The organism is Pseudarthrobacter ribosi, from assembly GCF_055412865.1.
Genome location: NZ_JBVAYZ010000003.1, coordinates 36,720 through 57,360, shown reverse-complemented (window position 1 = coordinate 57,360; position 20,641 = coordinate 36,720). Strand labels below are relative to the sequence as shown.

Here is a 20,641-nt window from a genome sequence, read left to right as displayed (position 1 = left end):
GCTCGGTCCGGGCGGAACGCCTCCCTTTCTGCTATCCGGTCCGCTCGGCCTCGCTGATGACCCAGGCCGCGTTGACCAGGCCGATGTGGCTGAACGCCTGCGGGAAGTTTCCCAGCAGCTCGCGGCTGTTCGGAGCGACTTCCTCTGCCAGCAGTCCGAGGTCAGTGGCGAACCCGGCGGCCCGCGCGAAGACCTCGCGCGCCCGGCCGGTCTCGCCGGCGAGGGCCAGCGCCTGCGCCAGCCAGAAGGTGCATAACAGGAAGGTCCCTTCCTCGCCGGCGAAGCCGTCTTCGGCGCGGTAGCGGTAGACCAGCCCTCGGGGATCGGTGAGCCGCTGGTCAATCGCCTCGATCGTGGCACGCATGCCCGGATCGTCCGCGGGCAGGAAGCCCACGATGGCGAGCATCAGCGCCGACGCGTCCAGGTCCTCGGAGCCGTAGGCCTGGGTGTAGGCACCCGCTGCAGGACTCCAGCCCTCGGCACGGATGGAGGCTGCGATCTGCTCACGAGCCTCCGCCCAGCCCGGGATCCGCTCGGGCGTCCCTAGGATCGCGGCAAGGCTGATGGCCCTGTCGACGGCGACCCAGCACATGAGCTTGGAGTGCAAATAGTGGCGTGGCTCCCCGCGCACCTCCCAGATGCCGTGGTCCGCCGAGCGCCAGCGTGCGGCTGCCGCGTCGGCCGCATCGGCAAGGAAGCGCCGGGTGTCCGGTGCGAGCTCCGCGAGGTACTCCGGCAACGTGGCGGCGGCGTCGAGCAGTTCACCGTAGACGTCGAGCTGGCGCTGGTTCCAGGCGCCGTTGCCAACCCGGACCGGGGTACTGGCGCGCCATCCTGGCAGGTGCCCCAGCTCGCGTTCGGGCAGCTCGCATTCCCCGCCGATGCCGAACATGATCTGCAGCTCCTCGCCGCCGGCCAGCTGGCGTGCTGCCACCGTGGCGAGGAACTGGAAGAATTTCCCTGCCTCGTCCGGGCAGGCGGACACCCAGAGTGCCTGCAGGGTCATGCTGGCGTCCCGGATCCAGGTGTACCGGTAGTCCCAGTTGCGGGTGCCCCCGGCCACCTCCGGTAGCGACGTGGTCGGGGCGGCCACGATGGCTCCGGTCCGGTAGTAGGTGAGGGCCTGCAGGACCCGTCCGCTGCCGGCGACGAGCTCCTGCCAGGGTCCCTGGTAGTGCTGGTGCATTTCGGCCCAGCTGGTCCAGCCCTGAACAGTGTCGTCGAGCCGGCGGCTGATGCCTGTCTGGCTCCAGCCAGGCCCGCCGCCGTCGGCAGCGGCCTGGTGCTGGAGGGCGAAACCGGCAACCTCTCCGGCGGCAAGGGTCAGCCTGGCCTCTGCGGTGCCATCGTGGAGCTCGAAGGCGACCGGGCTGGAAAACGTCAGCAGCTCGGTTCCCGCGCTGGCCACGAGTCCGCCGTCGACCGCCCGCAGCCGGGGACGGCTGAGGCCGTAGTCCGGGCGGGGGCTGAAGACGATGTCCAGCTCCGCTGTCCCCGCGGTGCAGCTCACCTGGCGCAGCAGGGATGCGGGTGAGTCCGCGCCCAGGTCGTGGCCCCGCTTGCCGTCGCCGAGCACGAGGGCGTCGGTGACTGTGACGCTACCTTCCGCGGAGGTGTGGGTGGTCTCCAAGACCATCGTGGGGCCGACGTAGCGGCGGGCGGTGGTGTGGGACCCGACGGCGCGGATCGACCAGAAGCCGGCCTCGGGGCCGAGCAGCCGTCCGAACACCGAAGGGCTGTCAAAACGCGGGAAGCACAGCCAGTCGATCGAGCCGGATGCGCTGACCAGGGCTGCCGAGGAGCAGCCGGACAACAGGGCGTAGTTGGCAATGGGTTCACTGCTCATGGGCACCCTGTTCGTGGGCTGAGCCGGTCCGGTAAAGCTGTGCTGGGCGAAAACTGTTTTTGGGCAAAGGGGAAGCCCCATCAGCGTGTTGCCGTTGGTGGGGCTTCGACTTTTCGATTGTCACGTGACGTCTTAGACAATCTGGCAGAATCCTTGGATTTTCAGGTCTTCCTACCTCGTCACTGGTAGCCATCATCTGACTTTGCCGAAGGCTGCGTCGGATGAGTGTCACTGAATCTTTGGTTCCTGCGTCCCTCTTCTTTCGAAGTGGGTACATACAATTGTGATCCCGGCCGCCCGGATGCACAAGAGCCCCGGCAGAACTACATCGGAGTAGTTCTGCCGGGGCTTTTCGTGCCCGCCGGGCCTTCTAGGCCCGCCCGGGCTCCTAGTTGAAGACGGGGCTTTCGGTGCGGCTGCGCTTGATTTCGAAGAAGTACGGGAAGGACGCGAGCGTCACCGAGGCGTCCCACAGGCGGCCGGCTTCCTCGCCCCGCGGGATGCGCGTGAGCACGGGGCCGAAGAAGGCGGTGCCGTTGAAGGCAACGATGGGCGTGCCGACGTCCTGGCCCACCAGCGAGATCCCGGCCTCGTGGCTCGTGCGCAGCGCGGTGTCGAAGTCATCGTTCCCGCCTGCTGCCGCGAGTTCCGCGGGCAGGCCGACCTCGGCGAGGGACTTGGAGATGACTTCGGCGATGTCCTTGTTGCCCTCGTTGTGGATTTTGGTGCCCATGGCGTCGTAGAGCGCCTTGACGTGCTCAGCGCCGTACTGCTCGGCGGCGGCCGTGATGACCCGCACCGGCGCCCAGGCTTTGGTGAGGAACGCCTTGTACTCCTCCGGGAGCTCCTCGCGGCCCTCGTTGAGCACGGCGAGGCTCATGACGTGCCATTCGGTGCTGATGTCGCGGACGTCTTCCACCTCGCTAATCCAGCGGGACGTTACCCAGGCAAAGGGGCACATCGGGTCGAACCAGAAGTCGGCTTTGTTGGTTTCAGGCACGGGTGTTCTCCTTGGGAAGTCTGCGGGGAAAAAGGTACACAGCGCCGGCCCAACGACCGGGCGCACCACAAGTTACAGCGGGCAGCGGCGCCGGTTTATTCCGGATCAGGCAGACTTGCGGCGCTTGACGTCGTGGGCGATCATCGTGGGCGCCGCCTTCTTGGAGACCACGTCCTCGGTGATAACGACCGTGGCGATGTCGTCGCGGCTGGGCAGGTCGAACATCACCGGGAGCAGGACTTCCTCCATGATGGCCCGGAGCCCGCGGGCGCCGGTGCCGCGTTCCAGCGCCTGGTCCGCGATCGTGTTCAGCGCCTCCTCGTCGAAGACCAGTTCCACGCCGTCGAGCTGGAACATCTTCTGGTACTGCTTCACGAGGGCGTTCTTCGGCGTGGACAGGATCTGGATGAGCGCGGCCCGGTCCAGGTTGGAGACCGTGGTGATCACCGGGAGGCGGCCGATGAATTCCGGGATGAGCCCGAATTTCAGCAGGTCTTCGGGCATGACCTCGCCGTAGGAGTCGGCATTGTTCTTGACCTCGTTGAGCGGGGCTCCGAACCCGATGCCCTTGCGCCCGGACCGTGAACCGATGATCTCTTCGAGGCCGGCGAAGGCGCCGGCGACGATGAAGAGCACGTTGGTGGTGTCGATCTGGATGAATTCCTGGTGCGGGTGCTTGCGGCCGCCCTGGGGCGGAACCGAGGCGACGGTGCCCTCGAGGATCTTCAGCAGGGCCTGCTGCACACCCTCGCCCGAGACGTCCCGGGTAATGGAGGGGTTCTCGCTCTTGCGTGAGATCTTGTCGATCTCATCGATGTAGATGATGCCCTGCTCGGCCTTCTTGACGTCGTAGTCGGCCGCCTGGATGAGCTTGAGCAGGATGTTCTCGACGTCCTCGCCAACGTAGCCGGCCTCGGTCAGCGCGGTAGCGTCGGCGACGGCGAAGGGGACGTTGAGGCGGCGGGCCAGGGTCTGGGCGAGGTAGGTCTTGCCGCAGCCGGTGGGGCCGATCAGCAGGATGTTTGACTTGGCGATCTCGACGTCGTCGTGATGGACGCCTTCGGCGAGGCTGCCGCTCTTGGGGGCGTGCCCGGCCTGGATGCGCTTGTAGTGGTTGTAGACCGCGACGGCGAGGGAGCGTTTGGCGGGCTCCTGGCCGATCACGTATTCCTGCAGGAAGTCGAAGATCTCGCGGGGCTTGGGCAGTTCAAAACTTCCCAGGTCAGCTACTTCGGCGAGTTCTTCTTCAATGATCTCGTTGCAGAGTTCAATGCACTCGTCGCAGATGTAGACGCCGGGCCCGGCAATGAGCTTCCGGACCTGCTTCTGGCTCTTTCCGCAGAACGAACACTTCAGCAGATCCGTGCTCTCGCCAATCCGAGCCATATGTGAACCCCTTTAGAATCTTGCTGCCGGCCGTGTTCTACTCCTGCGCAGCGCTGCACCCGTTACTGGAATCACGGACGCGCCTTGGAAGGCGCCAGCCGTGACATGTTCCACTCTAGGTCACTTTGGGCCTGATGGGTGGAATGCCGACGCCGGTGCGGCCACAAAAGTGGGCCGCACCGGCGTCGGGTACTGCTTGTGATGTGATGGCCTGCTACTTGGTAATCGCCTGGGGCTTCATCTTGCGGGAATCCAGCACCTGGTCGATCAGTCCGTACTGCATGGCCTCGGCCGCGGTGAGGATCTTGTCGCGCTCGATGTCGTTGTTGACCTGCTCCGGCGTCCGGCCGGAGTGCTTGGCCAGCGTGTCCTCGAGCCAGGCGCGCATGCGCATGACCTCAGCGGCCTGGATCTCCAGGTCGGAGGCCTGGCCGCCCTGGCCGCCGGAGAGCGAGGGCTGGTGGATCAGGACGCGGGCGTTCGGCAGCGCGAGGCGCTTACCGGGCGTGCCGGCGGCGAGGAGCACGGCGGCGGCACTGGCGGCCTGGCCGAGGCAGACGGTCTGGATCTCCGGGCGGATGTACGTCATGGTGTCGTAGATCGCCGTCATGGCGGTGAAGGAGCCGCCCGGAGAGTTGATGTAGAGGGTGATGTCGCGGTCCGGGTCGGTGGACTCGAGCACGAGCAGTTGCGCCATCACGTCGTCGGCCGAGGCATCGTCGACCTGGACACCCAGGAAGATGATCCGGTCCTCGAACAGCTTGGTGTACGGGTCCTGGCGCTTGAAGCCGTAGGGAGTGCGCTCTTCGAACTGCGGCAGCACGTAGCGGCTGCTCGGCAGGTTACCGGCAGTCGAACCGAAGTTGTAGTTCATGTTCATTGCTCCTGAATTCATTGCTGTCTGCGTGCCGGTCAGTTCTCGGTGGCGTCGTCGGTTGAGTCGGTGACTGAGGCGGTGTTGTCGGCGTTGGTTCCGCCTCCGCCGGCCACGGATCCCGCGTGCGCCGCGATCTTGTCGAAGAAACCGTATTCGAGGGCGTCCTTGGCCGTGAACCACTTGTCGCGGTCGTTGTCTTTGAGGATGGTCTCGACCGTCTGCCCGGTCTGGTCGGCCGTCAGTTCGGCCATGACCTTCTTCATGTGCAGGATGAGTTCGGCCTGGATCTTGATGTCCGAGGCCGTGCCGCCGATACCGCCGGAGGGCTGGTGCATCAGGATGCGGGCGTTGGGGGTGGCGTAGCGCTTGCCCTTGGTGCCGGAGGAGAGCAGGAACTGTCCCATCGAGGCGGCGAGGCCGGTGGCGACGGTGACGACGTCGTTCGGGATGAACTGCATCGTGTCGTAGATGGCCATGCCGGCGGTGACGGAGCCGCCCGGCGAGTTGATGTAGAGGTAGATATCCTTTTCGGGGTTCTCGGCCGAGAGCAGCAGCAGCTGCGAGCAGATCGCGTTGGCGTTCTCGTCGCGGACCTCGGAGCCGAGCCAGATGATGCGCTCTTTCAGCAGGCGGTTGTAAATGTAGTTATCCTGGGCTGCCGGATCGACAGTAGCCATCCGGGGTGCCCCTGCTTGCTGTGACATGTGTACTTACCTCTCGCTGGCGACGGTGACGCCACTGGACGACATCACTGAACTTTCCTACATGGACACTAACGGTTTTCCCGGCCGCATTGTGCTCAGGCGCGGGGCTGTTCGCTGACGGCGCACGATTGCCCGGGAGGGTTCATCACGGGCTTAAAAAGCCGCACCCCCGGGCCAGTGATCCGGGGGTGCGGCAGGAACTGCGGGAACAGAAAGTGCTAGAACTTCACTGCTGCCGGGTCATCGTTCTTCGCGGTCTCGGCTGCTGCTTCCTCGGAAGCGGCGTCCTCGACATCGGCTTCGGTCCCGGCAGCGGCCTCGGCCGCTGCCTCGTCGCCGCCGGGGCGGACGAAGTCGCTGAGGTCAACCTTGTTGCCCTCGGCGTCGGTGACCTCGGCCTGGCCCAGGACGACGGCCAGTGCCTTGCGGCGGCGGACCTCGGAAACCATCATCGGGACCTGGCCGCTCTGATCGATGATCTGGGCGAACTGGTTGGGGTCCATGCCGTACTGGCCGGCCGTGGTGACGATGTAGTCGATCAGCTCGTTCTGGCTGACATTGACTTCTTCCTTTTCGGCGATGGCGTCAAGGATGATCTCGTTCTGGAAGGCGCGCTCCGTGTTGGCCTTGACCTCGGCGCGGTGCTCTTCGGTGTCGTGCTCGCCTTCACCGTGGGCGTTCTCGGCGTTGAAGTGCTGCTCGAGCTGCTCTTCGACGACGGAATCCGGGACGGGGACCGCTACGAGCTCAACGAGCTTGTCGAGGACCTTGTCGCGGGCTTCGACGCCCTGCTCGACAACCTTGGACTCGGCGGCCTGCTTGGCGAGGTCCTCGCGGAGCTCCGCCAGGGTGTCGAATTCGGAGGCCAGCTGGGCGAAATCGTCGTCGGCCTCGGGAAGCTCGCGCTCCTTGACGGACTTGACGACAACCTTGACCTGGGCGGACTCGCCGGCGTGCTCGCCGCCCACGAGGGTGGTGTCGAAGATGGCGTCCTCGTCGGCGCTGAGACCGGTGACGGCTTCGTCGAGGCCTTCGAGCATGGTGCCGGCGCCGACCTGGTAGGACAGGCCGGTGGCGGAATCAACCTCGGCGCCGTCGATGGTGGCGGTGATGTCGATCGTCAGGAAATCCTTGTCGGCGGCCGGACGGTCCACGGACTTCAGCGTGCCGAAGCGGCCGCGGAGTTCGTCCAGGGCCTTGTCGACGTCGGCGTCGGTGGACTCAGCGGCGGCAACCTCAACCTTGATGCCGGCGTAGTCGGGCAGTTCGATCTCGGGGCGGACGTCAACCTCGGCGTGGAACTTCAGTTCGCCGTCGGTGGCGGACGGGTCCGGAACCTCGGTGATTTCGACCTCGGGACGGCTCAGCGGCCGGATGCCGGTTTCCTGAACGGCTGCCTGGTACCAGCCATTGAGACCTTCGTTGATGGCAGTCTCCAGCACGTAGCCGCGGCCGACGCGCTGGTCAATGAGCTTGGAGGGGACCTTGCCCTTGCGGAAGCCGGGGACCTGGATCTGCGAAGCAACAGTCTTGTATGCCTCTGCGATGCTGGGCTTCAATTCCTCAAAGGGGACCTCAACATTGAGCTTGACCCGCGTGGGGGTGAGGTTCTCGACAGCGCTCTTCACAGTCTAAGTACTCCTGGTTTTTAGGGGGTGGGGTTCTGCACCGCCAAGGGTCTGGCAGTACCTGCAGAGTCGGGGTGACAGGATTTGAACCTGCGACTTCCTGCTCCCAAAGCAGGTGCTCTAGCCAAGCTGAGCTACACCCCGTAAGTGCACAGAACAGTCTACGGCCAAATTGCGCCGGTTTGCACATTTGACACCGGGGCCTTGAATTGGGTTTAGTTGTATCCGGCTTCAACAGCCGCCCGGAAGTTCTGCTGAAGTTCCAGCACGTTCCCGGGGACGTAGCTTAGTGGTAAAGCCTCAGTCTTCCAAACTGATGATGCGGGTTCGATTCCCGTCGTCCCCTCCGAAATATGACGAAAAAGCCCCTCTGCGGAGGGGCTTTTTTCGTGCCGGGTCCGGCCGGCCGATGCCGGCGCCCGCTCACCCCTGACGCCGCCCACCCCCGCTCACGCCTGGCAGGACGGGCACCAGTAGAGCTTGCGGGCACCGAGGTCGGTCAGGGCAACCGGCGTCCCGCAGTCACGGCACTGGAGTCCCTGCCGACGGTAGACGAAGTGGGAGTCCTCCGGGCCGGGCAGAGCGCCGCGGGGACCGGCCGCCCCGGGTCCACCCCAGTAGCGCGGGGGTGTGGTGATGATCCGGCCGTCGCGGACGCCGTCGGACATCATCGCGACGGTGTCGTCCCAGAGCCGTCCGGCCGCCTCCGCGGACAGTCCCCGTCCCGGCAGCCAGGGGTCCAGGCCCTGCCGGAAGAGCAGCTCGGCGCGGTACACGTTGCCGACGCCGGCGATGACCTTCTGGTCCATCAGCAGGGCCGCGAGCGGGGTGCGTCTGGCCAGGACCGCGCCGGCGAAGGCGTCCCGGTCGCCGGGACAGTTCCGCAGCGGGTCGGGGCCAAGCCGTGCCAGCACGGCTGCGGCCTCCGCTTCCGTGACCGTCTCGCAGGTCGTCGCGCCGCGGAGGTCGGCCCAGCCGTGGGCGCCGGCGAGCCGGACGCGGACGGCACCGACCGGGGCGGGAGGTCCCTCGTACCCCGCCGGCCCCGCCGCGCCGTCGTCGTCGTAGAGCTCCCTCTCCCCCACCTTGCGGGGCGCGCCGATGCTGGACGCACCCCGGAAGCCGGCGTCGCCGCCGAAGTCCCAGGCGCCGTAGAGGCCCAGGTGGACGTGCAGCAGCAGCCCGTGCTCGAAGTCCAGAAAGAGGTGTTTCCCGTGCGCCGCGGAGCCGGTGAGGGTGTGACCGTCCAGCAGCGCCGCGCCGTGGACGAAGCGGCCCTGCGGGCTGGACACGGCGAGCCGCTCCCCCGTGAAGACGTCGCCGAACTGGCGGGCCAGCCGGTGGACGGAATGCCCTTCCGGCACTAGGCGATGACCTCGCCGGTGCGCTCGTACGCGGCAATCTTGCCGATCCGGCGGACGTGGCGCTCGTCGTTGCTGAAGGGTTCGGCCAGGAACGCCTCGATGATTCCCGTGGCCTCCTCGGCGCTGTGCTGGCGGCCTCCGACGGCGACGACGTTGGCGTCGTTGTGGTCGCGGGCCAGCTTCGCGGTGGACAGGTTCCAGGCCAGCGCTGCGCGGACGCCCTTGACCTTGTTGGCGGCGATCTGTTCGCCGTTGCCGGAGCCGCCGAGGACGATCCCGAGGGCGTTGGTGCCGGCTTCCTGGTCCGCCACGACCGCGAGTGCGGCGTTGATGCAGTAGGAGGGGTAGTCATCCAGGGCGTCGTAGACCTTGGGTCCGTGGTCGACGACCTCGTAGCCTTTGGACCTGAGGCGGCTGACGAGGTGGGCGCTGAGTTCCATGCCGGCGTGGTCGGTGGCGATGTGCACGCGCGGGAGGTCAGAGGGGGTCACGGCGTATCCGTTCAGTTGGGCAGATCAGTGGAGTCACGTGGGCTGCGGGGGCGGTTCTGGGGGCTGTTCCCAGCCTACTAGGGCACGGGCCGGCGCGGCCTGTCCGGCCGCCGGGCCGGCTTCACACGCCGGCGGCCCCGCCGGGCCGGTGCGCCCGCGCCGCCACCCGTGCGATCACCTGCGCGACGTTGTCCGCCGTGGTGGCACTCCCGCCGCTCACGGTCAGGGTCCGCCCGTCGGAACGGTCGACGACGACAGCCGGTCCGCTGCTGACGAGCAGCGCCGTCGTGGTGCCGTGGCTGCGGTATCCCCAGCCGCCGTAGTCCGCCGCCTTGACCTCTTTCGGCGTCGCCCCCTCGATGGCGGCGGCGGGCACGTCCATCACCCTGACGAAGCCGGCGGCGAAGACCCTCAGCCCGCTCCGGTCCACCCGGATGCGGGCGAACAGGCACGCCGCGGCCAGCAGGGCCAGGGCGACGAGGAGGGCAGCAAGCCAGGGCACGGCGATGGTCAGGAGCGCGGCGGGAAGCAGGGTGGCGATTCCGAGCATCACGAACACCGAGCTGCGGGCATGGACCCAGAGGCTCACCGAGTCCCGAGCCAGGTCGGGGTCGAGCTCGCGGGCCAGGGCTTCGGCCATGGCCCGGTCATCGTCCGTGGACCAGCGTTCGTCGGCTTTGAAGACAAAACCCATGACGACGCCCAGGCCCAGGGCGGCGCCGCTGCCCATGGCGAGGACGGCGACATCCACCTCGGCGCCCCGCGCGTTCGGCAGGCCGAGCTGTCCGACCAGCACGGCGGCGAGGACGGTGGTGACGAACAGGCTCACGAACAACCCGGCACCCATCATGATCCGGCGCATGATCGCCGGACGGGACAGCGGCACGGCCTGCACCAGCACGGCCCCGCCGAACAGCACGATCATGGCCGCACCGACGCCGACGACTGCCCCAAACGGCGCGAAGTCCGCGGCGGCGCCCCCGGCCCAGCGCACGGCCAGCGGCTCGGGCAGGTCCGGGCGGAGCAGGACAGCGCACACGACAAACGCGGCGGCGAGCATTAGCGGGAACCCCACGGCGAAGCGCAGCGCCCGAACGTCTACGGAATCCCGAAGCTTTCCCATATCCCCAACGCTACCCCCGGTGATTCGGCCTTAGTACCGTGGTGTGACCCAGGCTACTTGCCAAGCGCCACAGAAGTGAAAGAATGGTTTCACAGTAACGAGTTCTCCCATCCCCACGCATCCCTGGAGGCCCAACCTTGCCCGGAATGAACCTGACCCGCGCCGAAGCACGCGAGCGCGCCGAACTGATCGCCGTCGAATCCTACGAGGTCGAGCTTGACCTGACCCGCGGGGAAAAAGTCTTCGGCACCACCACGGCCGTGAAGTTCACGGCCACACCGGGGTCCTCGACGTTCATCGACGCCGTCACCGACGCGGTACAGAGTGTGACCCTGAACGGTCGTGAGCTGGATCCGGCCGAGGTCTCCGACGGGATCCGCATCGAGCTGCCAGACCTGGCGGCGGACAACGAGCTGCTGGTGGTGGCCGAGGCCCCGTACATGAACACGGGCGAGGGGCTGCACCGCTTCGTGGACCCCGTGGACCATGAGGTTTACCTGTACACGCAGTTCGAAGTGCCGGATTCCCGGCGGATGTTCGCCGTGTTTGAGCAGCCCGACCTCAAGGCCAGCTTCACGTTCACGGTGATTGCCCCCTCGCACTGGGACATCGTGTCCAACTCGCCCACCCCGGTGCCGGTCGAAACCATCCCCGGCACCGACGGCGGCGCCCGCTCCGTCTGGGAATTCACCCCCACGCCGCGGCTCTCCTCCTACGTCACGGCCCTGATCGCGGGGCCGTACCAGTCCGTCCGCAGCGAAGTGGTCTCCGCCGACGGGAAGGTCACCCCGCTGGGCGTCTTCGCGCGCAAGTCCCTGATGCAGTACCTCGACGCCGACAACATCTTCGAACTCACCCGCCAGGGCTTCGAGTTCTTCGAGGCGCAGTTCGGCTGCCCGTACCCGTTCGAGAAGTACGACCAGCTCTTCGTGCCGGAGTTCAATGCCGGCGCCATGGAAAACGCCGGGGCCGTGACCATCCTGGAAGGCTACGTTTTCCGCAGCAAGGTCACGGACGCCCAGGTGGAGCGCCGCGCGATCACCGTCCTCCACGAGCTCGCCCACATGTGGTTCGGCGATCTCGTGACGATGCGCTGGTGGAACGACCTCTGGCTCAACGAGTCCTTCGCCGAATACATGTCCCATCTGGCCGCGGTGGAGAACACCAGGTTCGACCGCGCCTGGACCACCTTCGCCTCGGTGGAGAAGTCCTGGGCCTACCGCCAGGACCAGCTGCCCACCACCCACCCGATCTTCGCCGAGATCAATGACCTGGAGGACGTCGAGGTGAACTTCGACGGCATCACCTATGCCAAGGGCGCCTCGGTCCTCCGCCAGCTGGTGGCGTGGGTGGGTCCGGAGGAGTTCATGGCCGGCGTCCGAGAGTACTTCCGCAAGCACGCCTGGCAGAACACCGAGCTTAGCGACCTGATGGCCGAGCTGGAAAAGGCCAGCGGCCGGGACCTGGACCAGTGGGGCCAGCTCTGGCTGGAGACCGCCGGCGTGAACACGCTCAAGCCCGAGCTTGCCGTGGGTGACGACGGGACGATCTCTTCCTTCGCGATCCTGCAGTCCGCCACCGAGTCCCAGCCCACCATCCGCCCGCACCGGCTCGCGGTCGGCTTCTACAACCTCACCGCCGCGGGGAAACTGGAACGGGTCCACCGCGAGGAGCTCGACGTCGACGGCGGGCGCACCGAGGTACCGTCGCTGGCAGGGCTGGCCCAGCCGGACCTGATCCTGCTCAACGACGACGACCTCGCCTACGCCAAGGTCCGCCTCGACCCGAAGTCCCTCGCCACGGCCACGGCCCACCTCAAGGACTTCAGCCAGAGCCTGCCCCGGACCCTGGTGTGGGGTTCGGCCTGGGATGCGGCCCGCGACGGCGAAACCCCCGCCCGCCGCTACGTGGAGCTGATCCTGGCCAACATTGCCGAGGAATCCGACTCCTCGGTGATTCAGGTGCAGCTGCGCCAGCTCGCGACCACACTGAATTTCTACGTGGCGCCGGACCACAAGGAAGCCACCGCGGCGGCCGCCGTTGACCGGCTCTGGGAGCTTGCATCCGGTGTCCCGGCCGGCTCCGACGCGCAGCTGCAGTTCGTCAAGTCCTATGTCCTGCTGGCCCGCAGTGCCGGACAGCTGGACACCGTCGCGGGCCTGCTGCAGGGCGGCCTGACGCTGGAGGGCCTCACCGTGGACCAGGACCTGCGCTGGGAACTGCTCACCTCCCTCGTCGCCGGCGGCCGCGCCGGGCAGGAGCAGATCGACGCCGAGCTCGGGCAGGACAATACGGCCACCGGGCAGAACGCGGCGGCCCTCGCCAAGGCTGCGATCCCGACGCCCGAGGCCAAGGCAGCGGCCTGGGACTCGATTGTGGTCAAAGGCGAGCTATCCAATGCGCTCCAGGGCTCAGCCGTCAGCGGCTTCACCCGGGTGCTGGACACCTCCCTGCTGGAGCCGTACGCGGAGAAGTACTTCGACGCGGTCCCGGGCATCGTCAAGGAGCGCACGCACGCGCTGGCCCAGCAGATCGTCGTCGGGCTCTACCCGGCGCAGCTGACCACGCAGGCGACCGTGGACCGCACGGACGAGTTCCTGGCCTCGCTGCCGGAGGACGGCGCGGCCCTGCGGCGGATGATGCTGGAGAACCGCGACGGTGTGGCCCGCGCGCTGCGCGCCCGCGAGGCCGACGTCGGCTAGGCGTCCGCTCCCTGGGCACCGCCCAGGGAGCCGCCGGCAGCCCATGTAGCTTGCAGCAAAGGCCGTTTTGGACGCCCAGAACGGCCGTTGCTGCGAGCCACCTGGGCGGGGGTGTGTCCTAGGCTGGTGCCATGAGCCTCGATGAGCACCGCTATGCCCTGATAGTCCGCTGGACCGGGAATCTCGGCGAGGGGACGGCATCGTCCCGCGGCTATTCACGCGACCACGACGTCGAGATCCCCGGGCTGCCCGTGCTGCGGGGTTCCGCGGATCCGACGTTCCACGGCGACCGCACCCGCTACAACCCGGAGCAGCTGCTGCTGGCCGCCCTGTCCCAGTGCCACATGCTGTCCTTCCTGCACGTGGCGGTGAAGCACGGGGTGGTGGTCACGGGGTACGAGGACCGGGCTGAGGGACTGCTGCGGACCAACCGGGACGGCAGCGGACAGTTTGAATCGGTCACGCTCCGGCCCCGGGTCACCCTGGCGGCGCCGGTGGCGGAGGAGCTTATGGAGGAACTGCACGCCGGGGCGAACCGGGTCTGCTTCATCGCCCGGAGCGTCAACTTCCCCGTGCTGCACGAACCGAGCGCTGTGCCCGAGGTCCAGGGCCCCTAACGGAGGACGCGGTAGTCGGCCAGGATCCGGCGTTCGGTCTCCGGGCTCATCCCGGCCCTGCGTTCGCGGCCGAGTCCGCGGCGCCGTTCGTCCGCCAGGGTGTCCCGCAGCGTGTCCGCCCAGGGCCGGGTGCGCAGCCCGGCGGCCCGGGCCCCGGCGCTGCTGCGGGTCGCGAAGCCCTCGTGGTCCGGCGGCAGCCACAACGGCAGCGAGTCCGGACCGGCCCAGTAGTTCGCCCCGCGGGACACCAGCCAGTCCTCCGGAGCGGCGACCACCTCGGCGGAAGCGCCGGCGAGGTGCCGCGAGGCCTCGAGGTAGGCGGCGAACGGCACCGGCTCCCCGACAGCGTTCAGCGCCCCGGTGGTCCCGTTCCCGGCGGCGGTGAGGATCCAGGCCGCGAGGTCGCGGACGTCGATGATCTGGGTGGCGTCCGTGGGGATGTCCGGGACCAGGACGGCGTTCTGGTCCCGGGCGAAGCGGGCCGGCCAGTACCCGTAGCGGTCCGAGCCGTCACCCGGGCCCCCGATGAGGCCGGCCCGGCAGATGTGGGCCCGGTCCCCGGCGAGTTCCGTGGTCCAGTGCTCGATGGCGGCCTTGGCTTCGCCGTAGTTCCCGGCGCTGAGTTCCGTCCCGGGCGGGAGCGGCGCCAGGACGCCGGCGGCTTCATCCGCCCCGGCCACGGAATGGTCTGCGTAGACGGAGCAGCTGGAGATGAAGGTCCAGTGCCGGGCGGAGCCGGCCAGCGCCTCGAGGGCCTCCCGCGCCTGGCCCGGGTCCCGCGAAACGTCGACGACGGCATCCCAGGCCCCGTCGGAGTCGGCGGCCCCGCGGGCGGCCGCATACGCGGCGGCGCCCTCCGAGCGGTCAGCCCGCAGCCAGGTGGCGCCGTCCGGGGGCGCGCTGGCGGTCCCGCGCGCCAGGCAGGTGACGTCGTGGCCCGCGGCCAGGGCCTGCCGGGCTGTTTCAGCGGACAGGAAGGCGGTGCCTCCGAGAACCAGGATGCGCATGGGGCCACGCTACGGCGCTAATGTTGAATGAGACCAGAGCGTTATGCGCCCGGCGAACGCCGGCCGCCTCCCATGACGCCAGCCCGGCGACACCGCCCGGCCGCAGGAACGCAGCAACAAGGAGTACCCCCGCCGATGTACAGCATGACCACGACCGAACCCCTCCCCACCCCGGACATCTCGGCCATCAACGTGCCGGGTGTCCTCATCAGCCTGGGGGTCGGCGTCGCCGTGTGGCTGGTGGCGTCCTTCGTGATCGCCGGAATCACCAAGCGCGTCGCCGCGGGCAGCACCCTGTTCAAGAAGCCGCACTTCCGCTGGGTGGCTCCTGCCTTCCGCGCCCTGGACCACGAGCGCCGGGTCCAGCGGGCCAACACCATCGGTGCCCTGCTCAGCAGCGTGGTGGGTGTGCTGGTGGCAGTCCTCACCAGCGTGTACGTGCTCAAGAACCTGAACGTGGACGTGGCGCCGATCCTGACCAGCGTGGGAATCCTGGGTATCGCCATCGGTTTCGGCGCCCAGCAGCTGATCCGCGACTTCCTGGCCGGCATCTTCATCACCATCGAGGACCAGTACGGGATCGGCGACATCATCGAGACCTCCGAGGTGGTGGGCACGGTCCAGGCCATGAACCTGCGGATCACCCGGGTCGGGGCGGAGGACGGCACCATCTGGTACCTGCGCAACGGCGAAATCCTCCGCGTGGGCAACCGCTCCCAGGGCCTGTACATTCCGTCCGTCACGCCCCCGGAGGACGAGGCGGACAGCGCACCCCAGCAGAAGGCCGGAGAATAGAACCATGACGATTCCCAGCGCCGGCGACCCCCGCCAGCCCAAGCAGCTGCTGCAGAACGACCCATTCACGCAGCCCGGCTACACGGACAACTTCTATGACGCCGTGGGCGGCCACGAGACCTTCGTGAGGCTCGTCGACGTGTTCTACGACGGCGTGGCGACTGATCTGCTGCTGCGGCCGATGTACCCGGAGGAGGATCTGGGACCCGCCAAGCGGCGCTTCCTGATGTTCCTGGAGCAGTACTGGGGCGGCCCGACGACGTACGGCGAGGAGCGCGGCCATCCGAGGCTGAGGATGCGCCACATGCCCTTCCGGGTCACCCCGGAGGCCAAGGAGCGGTGGCTGTTCCACATGCGCACCGCGGTGGATGCCCTGGAGCTGCCCCCGCTGTACGAGGGGACGCTCTGGGACTACATGGAGCGGGCGGCCCTCTCAATGGTGAACAGCCCCTCCGGAGCCTGAGGCCGGCCCGGATCAGACCGGCGGGGACCCGTGTGGCACAGAGATGCCGCTCATGCGCTCAGCCAATCAGGCCGGCCGCCGCGGCCGAAGGACTTAAAGGCCTGAACCGGTGCGGGCCAGGACGTGCCCGCGGGCTCCGCTGAGCCGGAACCAGCGTCCTGCCCGGTAGAGCTGCTGTTCGCCGTCGGCGAGGAAGCCGAGGGTGAGGGCCGCGAAGGCGGCCCCCAGCGGGAGCCCGCCGGCGCCCGGCAGGTCCCGGCCCCAGACCGTGGCGCGGGCGTTGTTGACGATCAGGGCGCCGGGTTTGTCCGGGATGATGTCGGCGATCTCGGTGATGCCGGCTTCGGCGGACCGCCGCAGCTCAGCGTCCGGCAGCGTGGCCACGGCCTCCCAGCCGGTGCGGGGCGCACCGACGCCGGCCCAGGATTCGGTGATGGTCACCGGCGGCAGCGGCAGCTCGACGTCGTTCTCCCCCGCGCGGGCCAGCCGGTCCAGCACCGCCGAGATCGGGACGGTGACATCTGTGTCCGCCGGCTGCGCGAGGGCCATGGTCCGCAGCCCCAGGATCGTCGGTGTCGATTCCCCCAGCAGCCGCGGCCGCAGCACACACACATAGGCGGCGAGCACGGGGCCGGACGCCTGAAGGCGGATGGCGCCGTCGTCGATGGACCTGGCACGCGTGGCGAAGGTGCGCAGATCGGCGAGGTCGCGGGGATCGGTGAACTGCAGGGGCTGGGTTAGGACGTCAGACACAATATCGACTCTACCGGCTGTGCCTCTTTGGGGCGGCGCCGGAGGGCCGTCTAGAGTCGAACCATGACTGAAGCCGAAGCCGGATTGCAGGGACCGCCGACACAGGACCCCACCTCCTCGCTCCTCCAACTGTTGAACCTCGGTGAGCTGGAGGGTGCCCGGACGGATGAGGACATCTTTATGGGTCCCTCGCAGCAGCAGCCCCGGCACCGCGTCTTCGGAGGACAGGTGCTGGCCCAGTCGCTGATCGCCGGGAGCCGGACGGTTCCTGAGGGGCGGGGCGTGCATTCGATGCACGGATACTTCCTGCGTCCGGGGGACGCCAACAAGCCGATCACCTTCGGCGTCCAGCGGTTGCGGGACGGCCGGTCGTTTTCGGCGCGGCGTGTCCATGCGTACCAGGAGGGCATGCCCATCCTGTCCATGATCGCGTCCTTTCAGGACGAGGACGAGGGCATCGAGCACCAGTCCGAGATGCCGGCCGGCATTCCCGGACCGGAGTCGCTGCCCAGCACGGCGGACCTGCTGGGCAAATATGACCACCCGGTGGCACGCCACTGGGCCTACGAGCGGCCCTTCGACATCCGGCACGTTGACCCGGCCCTGTACGTCTCGGCCAAGGGCGACAAGGAACCGCGCAATGCCGTCTGGATGAAGACATTCGGGCCCATCCCGGACGATCCGGAACTGCACCGCGCCGCCCTGGCCTACGCCAGCGACTACACCATCTTGGAGTCCATCCTCCGCAAGCACGGGATGAGCTGGATTACCCCGGGCATGTCGGTGGCGAGCCTGGATCACGCCATGTGGTGGCACCGGCCGGTCCGGGTGGACGAGTGGCTGCTCTACGTACAGGAGTCCCCCAGCGCCCAGGGCGCCCGCGGGCTGGCGACCGGCAAGATCTTCAGCCGCGACGGACTGCATGTGGCCACCGTGGCGCAGGAAGGCATGATCCGGGTTCCGACGGACCTCAAAAATAAGGTCAAGGGCGCCGTCCAGTCCAAGGTCCTGCAGCACCAGATGCGCAAGTCCGAACGCGCCTGATCCGACACGCCTGATCCACCGCGCCCCGGATCCTGTTTGCAGGGGACAGGCGAAAGGCCGGCTCCCCCAGTGGGGAGCCGGCCTTTCTGTTCCGCTGGGTGCCTTACGGGCTTAGTCGCGGGTGAGGCGGCGGTGGGTCACGCGGTGCGGCTTGGCTGCATCCGGGCCCAGACGCTCGACCTTGTTCTCCTCGTAGGATTCGAAGTTGCCCTCGAACCAGTACCACTTCGAGGGATTCTCCTCGTCGCCTTCATAGGCGAGGATGTGGGTGGCCACCCGGTCCAGGAACCACCGGTCGTGCGAGACCACAACGGCGCAGCCCGGAAACTCGAGCAGGGCGTTTTCGAGGCTGCTGAGCGTTTCGACGTCGAGGTCGTTAGTCGGCTCATCGAGAAGCAGCAGGTTTCCGCCCTGCTTGAGGGTCAGCGCGAGGTTCAGGCGGTTGCGCTCACCACCGGAGAGCACCCCGGCCTTCTTCTGCTGATCCGGGCCCTTGAAGCCGAAGGCGGCGACGTAGGCACGGGACGGCATTTCGACGTGGCCGACCTGGATGTAGTCGAGGCCGTCCGAGACAACTTCCCACAGGGTCTTGTTCGGGTCGATGCCGCCGCGACTCTGGTCGGCGTAGGAAATCTTGACCGAGTCACCGATCTTCAGCTCGCCGCCGTCGAGGGGCTCCAGCCCGACGATGGTCTTGAACAGGGTGGTTTTGCCGACGCCGTTGGGGCCGATGACCCCGACGATGCCGTTGCGCGGCAGGGTGAAGGACAACCCGTCGATCAGGGTGCGGTCCTCGAAACCCTTCTGCAGGTTCTTCGCTTCCAGGACGAGGCCGCCCAGGCGCGGTCCCGGCGGGATCTGGATCTCTTCGAAGTCCAGCTTGCGGGTGCGGTCGGCTTCGGCGGCCATTTCCTCGTAGCGGGCCAGACGGGCCTTGGACTTGGTCTGGCGGCCCTTGGCGTTGGAACGGACCCACTCGAGTTCCTCGGTGAGTCGCTTGGCCTGCTTGGCGTCCTTCTTGCCCTGGACTTCCAGGCGGGCGCGCTTCTTCTCCAGGTACGTGGAGTAGTTACCCTCGTACGGGTACAGGTGTCCGCGGTCCACTTCGGCGATCCACTCGGCCACGTGGTCGAGGAAGTACCGGTCGTGTGTGACGGCGAGGACGGCGCCGGGGTAATTGGAGAGGTGCTGCTCGAGCCAGAGCACGCTCTCGGCGTCGAGGTGGTTGGTGGGCTCGTCGAGGAGCAGCAGGTCCGGCTTCTGGAGCAGGAGCTTGCAGAGGGCGACACGGCGGCGCTCACCACCGGAGAGCAGGGTGACGTCGGCTTCCGGCGGCGGGCAGCGGAGGGCGTCCATGGCCTGCTCAAGCTGGGAGTCGAGATCCCAGGCATCGGCAGCGTCGATCGCTTCCTGCAGCTGACCCATTTCCTCAAGGAGGACATCATAGTCAGCGTCAGGGCTGGCCATCTCTTCGGAGATCGCATTGAAGCGCTGGATCTTGCCGATGATTTCTCCGACACCTTCCTGGACATTGCCCAGGACGGTCTTGTCCTCGTTCAGCGGCGGTTCCTGCAGCAGGATGCCGACCGTGTAGCCGGGGCTGAGCCGGGCCTCACCGTTTGAGGGAGTGTCCAGTCCGGCCATGATCTTGAGAATGGTGGACTTACCTGCACCATTCGGGCCGACGACGCCAATCTTGGCCCCCGGGAAGAAGGACATGCTTACGTCATCGAGGATAAGTTTTTCGCCAACGGCCTTGCGGGCCTTGGTCATTGTGTAGATAAATTCCGCCATGCCTACAAATCTAGTGGTTCCGCCGGGATAACTCACATTCACGCCGTCGGCATCCACCACCTGCCGCAGCCCGGAGCCGGCCCCACGAGGTGTGACGCCGGCGCTGGCCGGTCAGCTGGCCGGTCAGGCGGCCGCCCCCTTCAATTCGCCTGTTTCCTCATCGAGCTCCTCCGCTTCGCCGCTGATGTCGTCGACGAAGACACCGTGGGCGGCGGGCACGTCGTCGTCGTTGTTCCCCTCGTAGTCCTGGTCGCCCTCCTGGCTGCCCTCACCGTTGCCGTCCGGCGGGAGCACCTCCTGGCCCGACGGGCCGGCAGCGGCCTGCGGACCACCGGCGGCCGTGCGGATGAAGTTGGCGGAACCCCACGTGAGGTCGTGACCGACGGAATCGGCATCGATTTCAGCCGAGTGATAGATCCGGCCGTCATGTTCCCAGCTCCTCAATTTGAGCCGTCCGACGACGATGACCTTCTGGCCCTTCTTGACACTGCAACCGATATTTCCGGCCAATTGCCGGTACCCCTGGACCCTGAACCAGTTGGTGTTCCCGTCAATCCAGGCGTTTGTGGCGCGGTCGAAGCGCCGTTCGGTGGAACCCAGCCGGAAGTTCGCCGTCGCCACACCGCCGGGCGTCGTCGAACTCTTGGGCTCCGTGGCGACGAAGCCACGGACCGTGATGTTGTCACTCATGCTCATGTCCTGTCTCGAAAGTGTCGTGCCCTAGCAGGCTCTTTCAGCTTCGCGCCAGGGACGACCCCCCGCGAGGGGCCAGATGCGCCATGTGGATAACCCGGGCCCCTGCCGACGGGGCAGGGCGACTTGCTGAACGGGCATGCGCGCGTCGGCGAGGCTGGATGTTTCAGAGCGGCCGGGCGTTCCTGACAGCGGACAGCCGCGGGGCACGGTAAGCTTTTTGAGGCGTCCCCGGCAGCAGCCGGGCCGGTACGCCGGTACGCCCCAGTAGCTCAGGGGATAGAGCAGCGGCCTTCTAATCCGCCGGTCGGGGGTTCGATTCCCTCCTGGGGCACCAGAGCGCGGTTCTGGCCT

Annotated in this window: 18 protein-coding genes and 3 tRNA genes; 7 read left to right on the top strand and 14 right to left on the bottom strand. The window is 67.5% G+C overall.

What is annotated here, in order from left to right:
• Window positions 1–31: 31 nt before the first annotated feature.
• The 7 genes from ACZYZ5_RS03905 to ACZYZ5_RS03875 form a co-directional block, all read right to left on the bottom strand.
• Window positions 32–1,846, bottom strand: a complete 1,815-nt coding sequence (locus ACZYZ5_RS03905; protein ID WP_463899320.1) for a glycoside hydrolase family 15 protein — start codon at window positions 1,844–1,846, stop codon at window positions 32–34.
• 388 nt (window positions 1,847–2,234) lie between these two features.
• Window positions 2,235–2,846 carry a mycothiol-dependent nitroreductase Rv2466c family protein gene (locus tag ACZYZ5_RS03900; protein WP_463899319.1) on the bottom strand — a complete coding sequence of 204 codons (612 nt, stop codon included), beginning with the start codon at window positions 2,844–2,846 and terminating at the stop codon, window positions 2,235–2,237.
• 105 nt (window positions 2,847–2,951) lie between these two features.
• Window positions 2,952–4,232, bottom strand: coding sequence for an ATP-dependent Clp protease ATP-binding subunit ClpX (clpX, locus tag ACZYZ5_RS03895; protein ID WP_463899318.1), 1,281 nt, complete (start codon window positions 4,230–4,232; stop codon window positions 2,952–2,954).
• Between the two features lie 214 nt (window positions 4,233–4,446).
• Complete coding sequence (locus ACZYZ5_RS03890; protein WP_282380489.1) at window positions 4,447–5,106, bottom strand: ATP-dependent Clp protease proteolytic subunit; 660 nt, start codon at window positions 5,104–5,106, stop codon at window positions 4,447–4,449.
• 38 nt (window positions 5,107–5,144) lie between these two features.
• Window positions 5,145–5,786 (bottom strand): ATP-dependent Clp protease proteolytic subunit, encoded by a 642-nt coding sequence (locus ACZYZ5_RS03885; protein ID WP_282380143.1) that lies wholly within the window; start codon window positions 5,784–5,786, stop codon window positions 5,145–5,147.
• A gap of 245 nt (window positions 5,787–6,031) precedes the next feature.
• The gene (gene tig, locus ACZYZ5_RS03880) at window positions 6,032–7,441 is read right to left on the bottom strand and encodes a trigger factor (RefSeq protein ID WP_463899317.1); all 1,410 of its coding nucleotides are present in this window, start codon (window positions 7,439–7,441) and stop codon (window positions 6,032–6,034) included.
• 69 nt (window positions 7,442–7,510) lie between these two features.
• Window positions 7,511–7,585 (bottom strand) — tRNA-Pro (locus ACZYZ5_RS03875).
• A 131-nt stretch (window positions 7,586–7,716) separates the two neighbouring features.
• Between ACZYZ5_RS03875 and ACZYZ5_RS03870 the strand changes: the two genes are divergently transcribed.
• Window positions 7,717–7,787, top strand: a tRNA-Gly gene (locus ACZYZ5_RS03870).
• A gap of 103 nt (window positions 7,788–7,890) precedes the next feature.
• Here the strand turns inward: ACZYZ5_RS03870 and ACZYZ5_RS03865 are convergent.
• The 3 genes from ACZYZ5_RS03865 to ACZYZ5_RS03855 form a co-directional block, all read right to left on the bottom strand.
• Complete coding sequence (locus ACZYZ5_RS03865) at window positions 7,891–8,805, bottom strand: Fpg/Nei family DNA glycosylase (RefSeq protein WP_463899315.1); 915 nt, start codon at window positions 8,803–8,805, stop codon at window positions 7,891–7,893.
• Window positions 8,805–9,296: a ribose-5-phosphate isomerase gene (locus tag ACZYZ5_RS03860; RefSeq protein WP_463899314.1), complete on the bottom strand. Its 492-nt coding sequence runs from the start codon at window positions 9,294–9,296 to the stop codon at window positions 8,805–8,807. Before ACZYZ5_RS03860 ends, ACZYZ5_RS03865 begins: the two co-directional genes overlap by 1 nt.
• Window positions 9,297–9,417: 121 nt before the next feature.
• Entirely contained in the window at window positions 9,418–10,419 is a 1,002-nt protein-coding gene (locus ACZYZ5_RS03855) for a hypothetical protein (protein ID WP_463899313.1), read from the bottom strand.
• A gap of 146 nt (window positions 10,420–10,565) precedes the next feature.
• Here ACZYZ5_RS03855 and pepN point away from each other — a divergent pair, with 146 nt between their 5' ends.
• Window positions 10,566–13,121 carry an aminopeptidase N gene (pepN, locus tag ACZYZ5_RS03850; protein WP_463899311.1) on the top strand — a complete coding sequence of 852 codons (2,556 nt, stop codon included), beginning with the start codon at window positions 10,566–10,568 and terminating at the stop codon, window positions 13,119–13,121.
• A gap of 131 nt (window positions 13,122–13,252) precedes the next feature.
• On the top strand, window positions 13,253–13,738 hold the full coding sequence (locus ACZYZ5_RS03845; protein ID WP_463899310.1) for an OsmC family protein: 486 nt from the start codon (window positions 13,253–13,255) through the stop codon (window positions 13,736–13,738).
• Here ACZYZ5_RS03845 and ACZYZ5_RS03840 read toward each other — a convergent pair.
• Window positions 13,735–14,745: an NAD-dependent epimerase/dehydratase family protein gene (locus ACZYZ5_RS03840; protein WP_463899309.1), complete on the bottom strand. Its 1,011-nt coding sequence runs from the start codon at window positions 14,743–14,745 to the stop codon at window positions 13,735–13,737. The two genes, ACZYZ5_RS03845 and ACZYZ5_RS03840, sit on opposite strands and share 4 nt — an antisense overlap.
• 135 nt (window positions 14,746–14,880) lie before the next feature.
• Here ACZYZ5_RS03840 and ACZYZ5_RS03835 point away from each other — a divergent pair, with 135 nt between their 5' ends.
• Entirely contained in the window at window positions 14,881–15,540 is a 660-nt protein-coding gene (locus tag ACZYZ5_RS03835; protein WP_463899307.1) for a mechanosensitive ion channel family protein, read from the top strand.
• Between the two features lie 4 nt (window positions 15,541–15,544).
• Window positions 15,545–16,003 carry a globin gene (locus ACZYZ5_RS03830; protein WP_463899306.1) on the top strand — a complete coding sequence of 153 codons (459 nt, stop codon included), beginning with the start codon at window positions 15,545–15,547 and terminating at the stop codon, window positions 16,001–16,003.
• A gap of 93 nt (window positions 16,004–16,096) precedes the next feature.
• Here the strand turns inward: ACZYZ5_RS03830 and ACZYZ5_RS03825 are convergent, their stop codons facing one another.
• Window positions 16,097–16,756, bottom strand: a complete 660-nt coding sequence (locus ACZYZ5_RS03825; RefSeq protein WP_463899304.1) for a DUF8185 domain-containing protein — start codon at window positions 16,754–16,756, stop codon at window positions 16,097–16,099.
• Window positions 16,757–16,819: 63 nt separating this feature from the next.
• On the opposite strand from ACZYZ5_RS03825, the gene ACZYZ5_RS03820 reads away from it, so the two are divergent.
• Window positions 16,820–17,800, top strand: coding sequence for an acyl-CoA thioesterase (locus tag ACZYZ5_RS03820; protein ID WP_463899303.1), 981 nt, complete (start codon window positions 16,820–16,822; stop codon window positions 17,798–17,800).
• A 111-nt stretch (window positions 17,801–17,911) separates the two neighbouring features.
• On the opposite strand, the gene ettA is transcribed toward ACZYZ5_RS03820, so the two are convergent.
• Both ettA and ssb read right to left on the bottom strand, forming a co-directional pair.
• Window positions 17,912–19,594, bottom strand: coding sequence for an energy-dependent translational throttle protein EttA (ettA, locus tag ACZYZ5_RS03815; protein ID WP_307462670.1), 1,683 nt, complete (start codon window positions 19,592–19,594; stop codon window positions 17,912–17,914).
• 123 nt (window positions 19,595–19,717) lie between these two features.
• Complete coding sequence (gene ssb, locus ACZYZ5_RS03810; protein WP_463899301.1) at window positions 19,718–20,284, bottom strand: single-stranded DNA-binding protein; 567 nt, start codon at window positions 20,282–20,284, stop codon at window positions 19,718–19,720.
• A gap of 264 nt (window positions 20,285–20,548) precedes the next feature.
• Here ssb and ACZYZ5_RS03805 point away from each other — a divergent pair.
• A tRNA-Arg gene (locus ACZYZ5_RS03805) sits at window positions 20,549–20,624 on the top strand.
• The last annotated feature ends 17 nt before the right edge of the window (window positions 20,625–20,641 follow it).

Excerpts from the sequence above, each read along its gene's own strand:
- ACZYZ5_RS03885 (WP_282380143.1), bottom strand. The coding sequence starts at position 5,786 with ATGGCTACTGTCGATCCGGCAGCCCAGGATAACTACATTTACAACCGC.
- clpX (WP_463899318.1), bottom strand. The coding sequence starts at position 4,232 with ATGGCTCGGATTGGCGAGAGCACGGATCTGCTGAAGTGTTCGTTCTGC.
- ACZYZ5_RS03855 (WP_463899313.1), bottom strand. The coding sequence starts at position 10,419 with ATGGGAAAGCTTCGGGATTCCGTAGACGTTCGGGCGCTGCGCTTCGCC.
- ssb (WP_463899301.1), bottom strand. The coding sequence starts at position 20,284 with ATGAGTGACAACATCACGGTCCGTGGCTTCGTCGCCACGGAGCCCAAG.
- ACZYZ5_RS03820 (WP_463899303.1), top strand. The coding sequence starts at position 16,820 with ATGACTGAAGCCGAAGCCGGATTGCAGGGACCGCCGACACAGGACCCC.
- pepN (WP_463899311.1), top strand. The coding sequence starts at position 10,566 with ATGAACCTGACCCGCGCCGAAGCACGCGAGCGCGCCGAACTGATCGCC.
- ACZYZ5_RS03835 (WP_463899307.1), top strand. The coding sequence starts at position 14,881 with ATGTACAGCATGACCACGACCGAACCCCTCCCCACCCCGGACATCTCG.
- ACZYZ5_RS03890 (WP_282380489.1), bottom strand. The coding sequence starts at position 5,106 with ATGAACTACAACTTCGGTTCGACTGCCGGTAACCTGCCGAGCAGCCGC.
- ACZYZ5_RS03845 (WP_463899310.1), top strand. The coding sequence starts at position 13,253 with ATGAGCCTCGATGAGCACCGCTATGCCCTGATAGTCCGCTGGACCGGG.
- ettA (WP_307462670.1), bottom strand. The coding sequence starts at position 19,594 with ATGGCGGAATTTATCTACACAATGACCAAGGCCCGCAAGGCCGTTGGC.
- ACZYZ5_RS03840 (WP_463899309.1), bottom strand. The coding sequence starts at position 14,745 with ATGCGCATCCTGGTTCTCGGAGGCACCGCCTTCCTGTCCGCTGAAACA.
- ACZYZ5_RS03905 (WP_463899320.1), bottom strand. The coding sequence starts at position 1,846 with ATGAGCAGTGAACCCATTGCCAACTACGCCCTGTTGTCCGGCTGCTCC.
- ACZYZ5_RS03830 (WP_463899306.1), top strand. The coding sequence starts at position 15,545 with ATGACGATTCCCAGCGCCGGCGACCCCCGCCAGCCCAAGCAGCTGCTG.